13 protein-coding genes and 1 pseudogene are annotated in these 12,364 nt (G+C 53.8%); 6 read left to right on the forward strand and 8 right to left on the reverse strand.

Going from position 1 to position 12,364, the window contains the following annotated elements:
- The first annotated feature begins 175 nt into the window (after nt 1–175).
- The 3 genes from NKI25_RS31975 to NKI25_RS31985 all read left to right on the forward strand — a co-directional run bounded on the left by NKI25_RS31975 (nt 176) and on the right by NKI25_RS31985 (nt 3,484).
- Nucleotides 176–1,342, forward strand: a complete 1,167-nt coding sequence (locus NKI25_RS31975) for a phosphoribosyltransferase domain-containing protein (protein ID WP_353000427.1) — start codon at nt 176–178, stop codon at nt 1,340–1,342.
- A 122-nt stretch (nt 1,343–1,464) separates the two neighbouring features.
- A complete protein-coding gene (locus tag NKI25_RS31980; RefSeq protein ID WP_502897474.1) occupies nt 1,465–2,571 on the forward strand; it encodes a cysteine protease StiP domain-containing protein in 1,107 nt (368 codons plus the stop codon).
- On the forward strand, nt 2,558–3,484 hold the full coding sequence (locus tag NKI25_RS31985) for an HpcH/HpaI aldolase/citrate lyase family protein (protein WP_352874491.1): 927 nt from the start codon (nt 2,558–2,560) through the stop codon (nt 3,482–3,484). Before NKI25_RS31980 ends, NKI25_RS31985 begins: the two co-directional genes overlap by 14 nt.
- Nucleotides 3,485–3,496: 12 nt before the next feature.
- On the opposite strand, the gene NKI25_RS31990 is transcribed toward NKI25_RS31985, so the two are convergent.
- From NKI25_RS31990 to NKI25_RS32020, 7 genes are all read right to left on the reverse strand, one after another.
- A complete protein-coding gene (locus NKI25_RS31990) occupies nt 3,497–4,162 on the reverse strand; it encodes a thermonuclease family protein (protein WP_353000429.1) in 666 nt (221 codons plus the stop codon).
- Between the two features lie 64 nt (nt 4,163–4,226).
- Nucleotides 4,227–4,847: a hypothetical protein gene (locus NKI25_RS31995; protein WP_353000430.1), complete on the reverse strand. Its 621-nt coding sequence runs from the start codon at nt 4,845–4,847 to the stop codon at nt 4,227–4,229.
- A gap of 115 nt (nt 4,848–4,962) precedes the next feature.
- Nucleotides 4,963–5,541 (reverse strand): TerD family protein, encoded by a 579-nt coding sequence (locus NKI25_RS32000; protein ID WP_352874487.1) that lies wholly within the window; start codon nt 5,539–5,541, stop codon nt 4,963–4,965.
- Between the two features lie 32 nt (nt 5,542–5,573).
- Complete coding sequence (locus NKI25_RS32005; protein WP_502897475.1) at nt 5,574–6,200, reverse strand: TerD family protein; 627 nt, start codon at nt 6,198–6,200, stop codon at nt 5,574–5,576.
- Nucleotides 6,201–6,244: 44 nt separating this feature from the next.
- Nucleotides 6,245–6,694 (reverse strand): tellurite resistance TerB family protein, encoded by a 450-nt coding sequence (locus tag NKI25_RS32010; protein ID WP_352874486.1) that lies wholly within the window; start codon nt 6,692–6,694, stop codon nt 6,245–6,247.
- Nucleotides 6,695–6,709: 15 nt separating this feature from the next.
- On the reverse strand, nt 6,710–7,972 hold the full coding sequence (locus tag NKI25_RS32015) for a TerD family protein (protein ID WP_353000432.1): 1,263 nt from the start codon (nt 7,970–7,972) through the stop codon (nt 6,710–6,712).
- A 46-nt stretch (nt 7,973–8,018) separates the two neighbouring features.
- On the reverse strand, nt 8,019–8,597 hold the full coding sequence (locus tag NKI25_RS32020; protein WP_353000434.1) for a TerD family protein: 579 nt from the start codon (nt 8,595–8,597) through the stop codon (nt 8,019–8,021).
- A gap of 429 nt (nt 8,598–9,026) precedes the next feature.
- Between NKI25_RS32020 and NKI25_RS32025 the strand changes: the two genes are divergently transcribed.
- From NKI25_RS32025 to NKI25_RS32035, 3 genes are read left to right on the forward strand one after another with little or no spacing between them, the layout of a single operon-like run.
- Nucleotides 9,027–10,085, forward strand: a complete 1,059-nt coding sequence (locus NKI25_RS32025; RefSeq protein ID WP_353000436.1) for an ATP-grasp domain-containing protein — start codon at nt 9,027–9,029, stop codon at nt 10,083–10,085.
- Nucleotides 10,082–11,212, forward strand: coding sequence for a trypsin-like peptidase domain-containing protein (locus NKI25_RS32030; RefSeq protein ID WP_353000437.1), 1,131 nt, complete (start codon nt 10,082–10,084; stop codon nt 11,210–11,212). Before NKI25_RS32025 ends, NKI25_RS32030 begins: the two co-directional genes overlap by 4 nt.
- On the forward strand, nt 11,205–11,978 hold the full coding sequence (locus tag NKI25_RS32035; protein WP_352874481.1) for an HAD family hydrolase: 774 nt from the start codon (nt 11,205–11,207) through the stop codon (nt 11,976–11,978). The genes NKI25_RS32030 and NKI25_RS32035 overlap by 8 nt, the downstream gene beginning before the upstream one ends.
- 137 nt (nt 11,979–12,115) lie before the next feature.
- Here the strand turns inward: NKI25_RS32035 and NKI25_RS32040 are convergent.
- Nucleotides 12,116–12,364, reverse strand: a pseudogene (locus tag NKI25_RS32040) (hypothetical protein); the annotation flags it as partial.

Raw genomic sequence — 12,364 nt, forward strand, 5'->3', positions numbered from 1 at the left:
ACGCTGAGGTTGGAAAACGGCAGCACGTTCTCCGCTCCACTTCTCGTCATCGTTGTTTTCTCCAGAACGCAGGCGTCCGGTCTGATGCTCATTTTTCTGTTGGGCACTCACTTCACAAAACTATTACAATTTTTACTGGCGACCACGCTTTTATTAGCCCAATGCATGTTAGGAAATGAACCAAATCAGCTATCAGCGACTCGGGTGGGACATTTTGGACAACGCCATTAAACAACCGCTTTCTGCCGAACTCACCCGTGGAACTATATCGGTTGAAATCGACCGCAGCCTGATGCCTCCCGATACGATGTTCGGGTTCGCGGAGCGCATCAATCCCAAGCGGTCCTTCCTGTTCGTTTCCAAGGTGCTTGGACGTCACATTCCCGTGCGGCCTTCGATGATGCGAAAGACGTACAAATTTCTGGCCGACCAAATTTCACCCGATCTCGAAGGGCCAATCCTCTTCATAGGAATGGCCGAAACTGCTGTCGGGCTGGGTGCGGGCGTGCACCAGCAATACTCAGAACAAAATGACCGGGACGATACGGTTTACATTTGCACTACCAGACACCCACTTGGTTTGCCCCTGATCTGCGAGTTCCAGGAAGAGCACAGTCACGCCAGGGGACATCTCGTACACCGGCCGCTCATGCCCGGCCTAGTCTCGATGGTCGAGAATGCCCGGACGCTTGTATTGGTTGATGACGAAGCTTCGAGCGGAAAAACGTTCGGCAATCTGTTCGCAGCTCTGCCTGCCAGCATCAGGGCGAACAATCGCAATACGGTACTCGTCACCCTCACGGATTGGTCAGATGGTGCTACCGAACAGATGATCGCAGGCAACGTGAAACACGCGTCGATCCTGTCCGGGCGGTATCGCTGGGATGCAAACGGTTTGAACATCAACGCACCGGAAGCGCCGTCTGTTGAGATAAAAAATGGCAAAGTCATTTCGCCCGACAAGGCTCTCGACTGGGCTCGGTTGGGCGTCTCCCGGCACCTTCTTCAACTGGAGGGTGAGGCGGCAGCCTCGGGCGCTACGCTGGTTCTCGGCACAGGAGAAAATGTTTGGCAGCCGTTCTTGCTTGCAGAAAAATTGGAGATGGAAGGAGCTGACGTCCACTACTCATCCGTGACCCGATCGCCGATTTCATTGGGGCATGCCATTTTGAAAAAATTCACATTTGAGGACAATTACGGGGGACAGGTATTGAATTATCTCTACAATGTCGATCCGTCAGAATACGCAAGAATCCTCCTCTGTTCCGAGACGAATGAATCGGAGATTAGTCCTATACTCATGCAAGCCCTGGAGCAGCCAAACGTGGTAATTGCTCGGTAGTTATTCCTCTCGAACCTCGATCATCATCCATCATTCATCCAGTGTTGCAGTCATACGCCAGAGCGTGAAGTCCGCAGGTACTTAAGCCTACCGGTCATGCAGGTGGCGGAGTAGGGAGGACTGTGTTGAAGACGCAAAGTAAATTCATTTCGGGCACGTACCACAGTGCGGACATCACGTTTCTTTTGAAGCTCGTAAATATGGAGGCAATCGACGTCGCATCGAAGGAAGCAGCAATACAGTCCGGCCAACGCCACTATTCGGAAATGATTTCGTTCGAAAGCGCGCCAGAACCCGGCTACATGGCGATATTCGATGAAGCGATGTCCGCTGGCGCTGCGAGAATGGGACGCGAGGTGGCAGCTCTCGCGCGGTCTATCTCCAATCGTATCGACGGGCCAATCACTTTGGCGAGTCTCGTTCGGGCTGGGGTACCCTTGGGCGTTCTCCTCAAGCGTGCTTTGTCCCGCATAGGCCGGGACGTCGAACACTTTGGTATTTCGATTATTCGAGACCGCGGAATCGACGGCAACGCGATGCGCCACATCCTTGATCGCAGGCCCATTGAAGGATTGCTGTTCGTTGATGGCTGGACCGGAAAAGGCGCTATTTCCACCGAGTTGGAAGAGAGCTTCCGCTCATTTTCTGCAGTGGCACCGAAGCTGGTTGTTCTGGCGGATCCATGTGGCCGGGCGTGGCTTGCGGCGTCGGGAGAAGACTGGCTCATTCCGTCGGGAATACTCGGAAGCACCGTCTCCGGGTTGATCAGCCGTTCGATCCTCAACGAAAACGTCACCGGTCCGGAAGACTTTCATGGCACCGTCCGATGGGACCATTTGGAGGCGCACGATATCTCAGCTGCTTTCGTCGACCAAGTATGGACACATACCGTTATCGCGCTGGACCGGAATATTGGTCCTGCGCAATGGACAGATGACGAGCGCTCCAGCCATCAAAGACAATCGCGGGAGGCAATCAATCGAGTTGCTGCAGAATTCGAAGTTGAGAATTTAAACCGGATCAAACCGGGAATTGCGGAAGCTACGAGGGCAATTCTGCGCCGTATGCCTCAAATGGTATTCCTGTCGTCCATTGATGACGCCGAACCGGCAGCACTGCTGCATTTGATCCGGGAGAAGAATGTCCCCTTCAAAGTCGTTCCAGAAAAAATCCATCCTTATCGCGCCATCACCCTGATCCAGAAGGTTTCAAAAATTGCTGAAAAATAGATCGCCTTTTGATCTGGGCGCGACGCTTTACATGCCGATTCTCAAACATGACGCGCTTGCTTACATTTCTGGAGAAAAACTTCCGGAACTCAGGTCGTTGGTCCTATGTCTCGAAGACGCGCTCCTCGAAAGTGACGTCCTCGTGGGAATGGACATCCTGGAAAGGACCCTTCTCCAGATCGGAGACGTGAAGCGGGATAGCAGTAGGCGGAATTTCCCGATGCTTTTTATTCGTCCGCGTCATATTGAAATGGCTCAGCGGATTGCTCAGATGGCCGGCATCCATAACATTGATGGCTTCGTTGCGCCCAAAGTGCGAAACGGTGACGTCGAAAAGTGGGTTCACTCCATAAGAGGGACCGATCTGCTTCTGATGCCTACATTGGAAACGTCGGAAATGTTCGACGCCATTTCCGTCGCAGAACTTAAGAGCGAACTGCTTTCCCACGCCCCCGACCGCATCATCGCGCTTCGCGTCGGTGGCAACGACCTGATGTCATGTCTTGGCGTCCGCCGCACGCCGAGAGAGACACTTTACGAAGGTCCGCTTTTCTACGTGGTTTCGATGCTGATGAGCGTAATGGGCTCATCAGGGTTTTCGCTGACTTCTCCGGTCTTTGAAATCATTGACGATAGCGGGCTTCTTCAGAAGGAAGTGGACAAGGACGTGTCGTTCGGTTTTGTCGGCAAGACGGCCATCCATCCGTCACAGATACACCGCATCCAACTCGGGTTTCGCCCTGACCGCATGGACTACGACGCTTCGGTGAGGATATTGGCGACGGATGCCGAAGCGGTCTTCAAATATGGCGGTTCGATGTGCGAGCCGAGTACGCATAGAACGTGGGCCCAGAGAATACTCGACAGGGCCAGGATATACGGCATAAGCGAACAGGCCGAAATCGGCGTGTAATGGAGACTGACATCAGTCGCCCCAAGGCGCTCGCCATCCGGCTGCGATGGCTTCGGCCTCAGTGCAAAACCAACGTTCGCCCTTCTTTTCGTTGATGCGTGTCCTTGCATAGCCCTTGGACCAAGGCATGTGATAGATGGGCTCGCCCTTGTTGGAGATATTACCCTTGATGCTGCATCCGGCAGGAGCGTCCTGTTTGGCGATCTGCCAGCGGTGTGCGCGGTAATCCCATGGGGTCTCCGTGTCTGCTTGCCAGATTCCGACCAGGTTGGCTTTGGCCGCCGCCTCGATTTCATCGTAATCGTGGGAATACCGCTTGAACGACCAAGCCATTCCTTTGTTGATCATTGCGGCATTGATGTCAGTTCCGGCAATCGAACATACAGCTAAGGTCCGTCCGTACTTGTCATACCCGCGATTGTCGCACGTCAAAGCATGGCTACGCACCATCATCTGAAGTGTTTTGATGGCCTCCTGACCGCAAGGCCAGGTTCTCCGGTTCGCCGTTCTGCATAATTGGCCCGCCTCGGGCGCATCGATGCCATGAAGACGATACTTTACGCCCCCAAGTTCCAGTGTGTCTCCGTCGACAACTCTCACCTGATGGTTATCGGAAGTGTGCCCTGCGCCAGCGGTGACGAGCAGAGCTGCGAAGACAACCACTTTGAAAAAGGTCACAAGGTTTACCTCTGCTATGTAGTTTATACCTCGGACCCAGATCACTTAAATCTGCTCGTCAGGTTCATGCGGGAACATATTCAACCATGCGCCCATCGTTATCCAACAGGATGCGCGCGCGTGCTCCGCGGCGGCCTAAGACCTTGAACGTGACCGCATCCGCCCGGAAGTCATCGAGTGTCAACTCGTTTCCTGAGGGATCAATCATGACTTGGTCACGTCCACCCACATCGCGAAAGCCTTCCCGCTCGAGAAACCCCTCGTTGTGACGGTCAATCGCGAACGCCCGTAACCGCTTGTGGCGATGTTTGAGCCCAATCAATAATCCGAGCCCGACGAAGGCTGCTTCGCCTAGAATGATGAAACGGGAGACATTCGCCGGATTCGCATCACCGGAAACGACATTTGCAAACAGAGCAAAGATGACGACACTCACCAGGATAATGAGTCCGTTCAAGATGTAAGTTCTGAATATTGTGGCGATGGGGCCGCGATCGTGACCCCGCACCATATTCCAAACGCCATATGAGGTTCCTGCGAGGGCAATTGCAGCCAGCAGCAAAAAGACGAAATTGTTGCGCGTCTTTCGGTAAACATCCCGGCCGAAGCTCAATCCCACACCTGCCACCGCAGACGTCACAAGGATTCCCATAAGCGAATTGCGGTTAAAGTGCCGCCTAGACATGAATTCCTCCGAGGTGCGAAATTGTCCCGATTTCTCTCGCAGGTCTCTATGCGGAACAAAATACCCGGAGACTGGCGTCAGAGAGGGGGGCGATCCCGTCCCCCCTTATGACAAATCAACCAAGATTAACGCCGTGTTCTTTAGCAAGAGCGGCAAGGCCGCCAGCGAAACCCTGCCCTACAGCCTTAAATTTCCACTCTTCGCCGTTTCTGTAAACTTCACCGAAGATCAAAGCCGTTTCTATTGAGTAGTCTTCAGACAGGTCGTAGCGGGCGATCTCGACTTCTCCGGACGCATTGATGACGCGCATAAATGCGTTTCCAACTTGGCCAAAATTTTGCTTGCGGGCATCGGCATCATGAATGGTTACGGCAAATACAAGGCGCTTTACGTCAGCCGGAACCTTTTTGAGGTCGATTTTTACCTGTTCGTCGTCGCCTTCGCCCGCACCTGAACGGTTGTCGCCCGTGTGTTCGATCGAGCCGTCTGCACCGAGTTTGTTGTTGTAGAAAACAAAGTCGCTGTCATTGCGGACTTTGCCGCTTTCACCAACGATGAAAACGCTGGCGTCAAGATCGAATTCCGCGCCGTCCGTGGCCCTTGGGTCCCAGCCGAGGCCGACTATTGCGTTGGTGAGGCCGGGAGCTTCTTTCGAGAGGGAAACGTTGCTGCCTTTAGTAAGTGAAACTGCCATGTTGGATCTCCTTCCAAGAGAGTTAGTTAAGTTTAGGACGCACTGACGCCATACTGGGCGCAAACAGCCTGCAAACCGCCTCCATAGCCTTGACCGACGGCACGGAACTTCCATTCGCCGCTGTGCCGATACACCTCGCCAAAGATCATCGCTGTTTCAGTCGAATAATCTTCAGTCAAATCGAAGCGAACGATTTCATTATTGGTCTCTTCGTTGACAATGCGGATAAATGCGTTGTCGACCTGGCCGAAATTCTGGCCGCGGCTTGCTGCATCGTGAATAGTGACAGCGACGGCCAGCTTTTCGATATCTGCGCTGATTGCGACCACGTTGACCTTCATCTGCTCGTCATCGCCGTCGCCCTGACCGGAACGGTTGTCCCCTGTATGCTCGACCGCCCCGTCAACCGATTTGGTCTGATTATAGAAAATAAAATCGCGCTCATTGCGGACTTTGCCGGATTGTCCGAGCAAAAACAGAGATGCATCAAGGTCGAATTCGACGCCGTCCGTTGCGCGAGGATCCCATCCCAACCCGATAATAATCTTCTTCAAGCCTGGATCGGACTTGCTGAGGCTAACGTTCTGCCCCTTTGACAAACTGATCATATTTCTCTTTTTCCTTTCTCCGAACTTGGCGCGTGCCTCGATCGTTTCCAAGCCGAACAACTTGCTTCGGGTGCCATTCCCGAAACGGGATCAATTTAAAGGCCGAAATCTGCCGGCAGCAGACCGACGTCGGTGCAGATTTCCCGCACGATCTGGTGTTCCTTCTCGTCGAAGTTCCCGTCCGATGAGCCGATCACGCAACAGACTCGAACCATAGTGCGTGCCGCATCCGGCTTCGAACGAAGTTTTCCAGTAACCTTGAGCGCTTCGATCTTGCCAAGCTGATGATCGAAATCGAACTTGCTCACAACTTCGTTAAAGAACGAAATCACGTCATCAATCATAAAGACTTTCAGCTCGTCGGAATTCTGCATGAAGGCGATCATCTTCTGCTTCTCCTCTGAGGAGATATTGCCATCAGCACTTGCGACCAGCGCGCATCCCGCTACGACAGCTTCCATGAACTCACGGTTCTTGAACTTGGACACTTCGTCCTGAAGCCGCTTTTTCGCAGCACCTGCATTCGTTTTCAGCCAGTCAAGCATTGGGACTCCCGTTTTTTATTTTGAACCCGCGACCCAGCGTAGGCCCCAGTCAAAATCCTGATCGGCTTTCGAAACGTCGGAATAATATTTGACCACCCGGTTGACCTTGATCCCGCCATTGTCGTTCTCCAGCAAGGCGATAGCGCAGGTCCGTTTGCTCGAGGCACCTTCATCCAGTTTGACCTCGATGGGAGGGCTGTCCGGGACGTACACTGTGATCAGGCCATCGGTCTCCGCCCAGTTGGCGACGCCGTCGTAGATAAATGTGTAGATCAGAACCCGCTTTATCTCGTTCCAGTTGCGACCATTGACTCGCATCCATTCGCCATCGGCGCTGTCACCCGTGCGGTCGTCGGCCGACAGGCGGATATAGGGCTTGTTGTCAAAGTCGCCGAACACCTTTCCGAGGGCCTGAACGACGCCTTTGTGACCGTCCTTGAACTCAAATAGGCAGGCAAGATCGAGATCGACGTTACGGGAACCTCCGAAAAACCCGCCCTTCTGCTTTTTGTTCCAATTCAGATTGACCCGGATCTCGCCGAAACCCGACGCTTTCTTCGCCAAACTGATCGAAGGCGCAGCCTTCGTGAGCGTCACCTTTGACAAGCTGATCGGAGCCGCAGCGGGAGTGGTTTGCGCGACCTGGGGAGTCGGATGTGGCTGAACACGAGGGACGGAAGGCGATGACCGGGGAGGTTGTGGTTGGGAAGGGGCGGACGGCTCCGGATCGTCCGCGACCTCAACGCCGAAGCTTTCAGCCAGCGGCTTCAGCCCGCCGTTAAAGCCTTGGCCCACCGCCCGGAATTTCCATTGTCCGTTGCGGCGGTATAGTTCGCCAAGCACCAGCGCCGCTTCCGTCATTCCCGCAACAGGGACGTCAAAGCTTGCCTGCGTGATGCCGGCGTTTGCAACGCTGATGTCCAGCGAACTGACTTGCGCAAACGAAAGTTTCTTGGCTCTCGCTTCCGGGATCGTTGCGGTGATGGCAATGAATTCGACGTCGGCTGCAAGACGCGAGAGATCGAAGGCAAACAGCGCTTCTTCGAAACCATTGGACGTTGGGCGATTTGTTTCACTTAGGCGAACGGATCCATCGCCAGTATGCCGCTGTCCGTAGAAGATCATGTCCCGGTCGCTGCCGACTTTTCGGCTGGCTTTCAGCACAAAAACAGATACGTCGATCTCCTCAACAGCTTTCGTTGCGAGCTTCCACCGGACCGAAACATCAAAGCTTTGCCCGATAACAGGAGCGTTGCCCCCCTTTATTAGCGTACTCATCCCCACCCCCTAAAGAACACTCAGAACCCTTGATGCTGCCTAAACGTCAGATCAAGGACTGAGCGCTCGTCACCATGTCGGCAACCGTTTTGCCGCGGCCAGGTTCGCCGATCGCTTTGGCTGACCAAGCACCTCCTTGGCGGGATATCAGGGCCATAATGACGCCTGTGTGGCGTCCCTTTTCGTTCAGCTCGTAACGAAAAAGTTCGGCGTCGGACGATTCATCGACAAGCCGACAAAATGCATTGTCGACTTCCTCGAAAGTCTGTCCGCGGAAAGAGTTCACTGTAACGACTAGGTGCTGGGCGGCTGGAGTTAGTTTATTCAGGTCAACGCGGATCACCTCGTCGTCTCCATCACCTTCGCCTGTAAGATTGTCCCCGGAATGGAGGATAGATCCATCTTTGGACTTCTTCTGCTGAAACCAAACGGTGTCGATTACATTCTTGCTGCCATCGAAAACCAGAATGGAGGCGTCGAGATCGATAGAATCGCTTCCTTTTCCGAAACCGAAGAAGCCTTTCTTTTTGATCGGGTCCCATCCCAAGCCTACGTGGAGGTGTGAAAGGCCCGGTGCCTTCTTGCTCAAGTCAACGGTTTGCCCTTTCGATAGCGAGATCGCCATGTATGTCCCTTTTTATGGATGGAAAGTCCGTTGCACGCGAGGTTGTGGCACGATAGGTTTTGCCCATTGGTTGTCAAGTCAGGTTCCCAGAAAGCGAGCCATGAATTTGCGAGGAAAAATAAATATTTAGCCAGGCCGGCTTCGGATCGCCCATTCGATCGCGTGCAACTTAACGCGATCGATGTTTTGGAGGGCGACGTCAACACTGGGAAGCGGTGGTTTCAACCGGTGCTGGATCTTGGACCCCTCCTTAATCTGCCAAAAGCGATGACCTCCTTGAAGACTGTCGCGTCTCGGGCAATACATGACGGGAGAGAAGGCGAATCCGGATTCGCGTCGGGTAGTTTACACGGCGGCGAGAACTGGGGAGGCGCTGAATCCTGAAGCATCAGCAATACAATTGCATCGCGAGTCAAGAAGCGTTGAATCATGCTCCGTCATATCTGGTTAAATCACGCACATTCAAGTCAACGCGATGTTGCTTCTCTTATGAGATCCGGCGGCCTCGGCGGTGCTGTTAATGTAACAGTCTCGCACAAGGAATTCCGTGAGGATATATTTCTCGAATCGGATGGATACTTCATTGAACCGTCAGGAATGTCGGAAGAAGATTTTGACTATGCAGAATGGGCGCTTAATACGGCCGCAGCAAAGGGCTTCGTGGGCCTGCTCGCCATGCGTCAGCGCCGTGCTCTTCTGAAGCTTCGTGATCAATTCGATTCGCAAGGTATTCGTTTGGCGGCCGGCGCTGTGGCTTCGAATGCAATCGATCTCTGCGATCACAAAGACGCGTTCACTGATCTAGTCAAAGCGAACGGTATCCCCGTTGCCGAAACAATTTCTGTGACCAGCGCAGAGGAACTTCGCGAGGCAATTGTGGACATCGAGCAAATATCACGAGAGGTCTGCATAAAGCCTGTCGTCGGTGTTTATGGACGGGGCTTCTGGAAGTTCCGGCGCGGTGTTAGTCCGTTTGATCTGTTTTCGAAATTGGAGCCCAACGTCGTCGATCCTGACATGTACATTGATGCATTTGGGAAGGCTGAAAATCCCAGCAAACAAATTGTGATGGCCTATCTTTCGGGGATCGAAAGCAGCGTGGATGCCGTCTGTGACAACGGTCGCATCGTGTCTCATGCTGTGCGCCAAAAATTTGAAGGCCATCAAATCGTCTTTACGGGCGGGCCGGAACTCGATATCGCCCAGGCTGTAGCGCAAATCATCGGCCTCGACGGTCTCGTGAACATTCAGACGAAGGCAGATGCTTCGGGAATTCCAAATGTCTTGGAAGTCAACACTCGGCCCAGTGGAGGGGTTGGCTTCTCTGCGGCCGCCGGGATTAATCTTCCCCATGACTGCGCGATGATGATGCTCGGTGAAAGGGTCCAGCCGCCGGTCCTAAATAGTCCTGTTGCTGTCCGCCGGATCGACACAACGATCAAACTTCCTGAAATGACGGCCCGCCTGAAGAGAGTCCAAGCCGCATGAGCAACGTTCTCGTCCCAGGCGAAAATGCATCAATCGACGCAACGGAGGTCAAGATCAGTCTACTTTGTCACGGTGGCGGCTTCGTCAATCACGCCATCGCTGTTGTGCCGATCTCACGCAAGGATATGCCATGGCTGCCGCTCCAGGATGCTCCCCAGCCCTATGCGCCAGGTGCCACATCCGATTTTCGAATTGATCTTTCAGTCCTCGATGCATTAACTGACCGCCTTCTGCTTGTACTTTATTCGAGCGCCGGATCGGTGACACTCAAGGGCCTCTCAGACGTCAGAATCACGATCAATGGCTTTGTGGTCGACGTCGATAACGCCGACCTTGCGGTTTCCAGCATTGTTTTTGGAGAATTGTACCGCAGGAATGACGTTTGGAGGGTCCGTTCGAAACGGGACGGCGTCTTCGAAGGTATCGAAGAACTTGGTCGACGTATCGGTGTTTCAATCGTCGACAGACGAAAGAATGAGACACCAATTGACACCCGTACGCAACCCGAGCATGGCGGATCCCGTGGCCGCAAAGCCGATTGGACCGGTTCCGGTTTTTTGGTGGGCGACCGCTATTTGATTACAAACGGACATGTCGTCGAGAAAGCCTCGGAAATTCAGGTGAGTGGATTTCTCGGTAAGACTAACGCTGAGCCCGTGATAGTAGATGAGATGAATGATCTTGCTCTTATCAGACTTGACCAGTCCTTTGGCGGATCGGAGCTCTTCTTCCGCGAAGTCGGTCCAATTCTCGGCGAATTTGCAGTAACGCTCGGATATCCGCTTTCCGGCCTGTTGGGGTCGGGACCGCAGGTTTCGCAGGGCCTGGTCTCTGGGCTGCTCGGTCCGGGAGAAGATTCTCGGCTAATCCAAATTTCCGCACCGATTCAACCTGGATCGAGTGGGGGACCGGTGTTCGATTCATCCGGCTTGCTGATCGGCGTTGTGAACGCAACTCTTGTCAGCGGACAGAATGTCAATTTTGCGATCAGAACAGGGTTGGCCGTCGCTCTGATGGAAGCGGTTGGTATAGATGTGAACGCAAAACCAAAGTCATCTGCCCGGGATCTTTCCGAGTTGACGAAAACGAACTCCAAATACGTGTGGCGGATCGAGTGCAATGCCTGATCAACCCGTCAAATCCGCAGATCATTCCATGCAGCCAATCGTCTTTACCGATCTGGATGACACATTATTTCAGACGCCCGCAAAGTGTCCGAAAGGTAGCGAGGACAAGCTGGCTCTAGCTGCGATCTCCTCGAACGGAAATCATTCCTTGATGACCCCGCGGCAGGTTGCCATGACCGATTGGCTGCTAAATACGTCACAAGTCATTCCCGTCACGGCGCGTGGCACGACAGCCTATGGAAACGTCAAGATCGCGTTCAACAGCTATGCGATTGTTGCCAACGGCGCCGTCATCCTTAACCCGGACGGCGGGCATCTGAAGGAATGGCACGATGTAATTGCTGAGGAACTGCTCCCTCACAGAGAGGTACTGAACAAAGTACTTGAGATAGGTCGGCGAGGGGCCGAAGCCGGCAAACTCTCGGTTCGTTCGTGGATCGTTGAAGAAATGGGTATAGCGACATACGCCGTGTTCAAAGAAAACGACGGGGATGGCAAGAGGCTGGCGGAACTGAAAATTGAGTTCGACGATGCGGGATGGATACGGCATCACAACGGAAACAACTTCGCGCTCATTCCCCCGCCGGTTTCAAAGCGCCGGGCAGTAGAGTTCCTCTTGAAGAAAATCCGCTCCGAGTCTGGAGATAGGCCAGCGATCGGATTCGGTGACAGCGCAAGCGATCTCGCCTACCTCAATCTGTGCGACTGGTGGGGCGCGCCAACGCGCTCGCAGATTTCGGCGATGCTGAACCAAGTTTCTCTTTAACGCTTTAACGGTCAGCACATCGGGAAAGGCGCGCCCCCCCCGCAGAACACAGAACCGGACACTTTATAAAAAAAGCCCCACTTAGTTGGGGCTTTTTGCTACTCGCTAATTAACTCCTGAACTAGAGCACGTCCGGTTTAATCCGGTTCATAGCCTGCGGCCTTGAAGTAGTTTGCGCATTCTGTTGGCGTAAAAAGGTCGACGAGCGCGCCGACGGTGTCCCATAGGGCCGCGATTGTCCGCTCGGCCCTCGCCCGCAGGAGCGCCTTGAGCTTTGCGAAGGTGACCTGCCACCGAATTTTCATCCAGCGGCAATTAGAGCCTCGGCGGGTTGTACGCCGTATGGCGCGGGTTGAGCAACGGGCGATCGGCGGAGCTGGTCGGGG

Origin of the sequence: Mesorhizobium sp. M0808 (assembly GCF_040320025.1) — a bacterium.
In the GTDB taxonomy this organism is placed as follows: Bacteria; Pseudomonadota; Alphaproteobacteria; order Rhizobiales; family Rhizobiaceae; genus Mesorhizobium.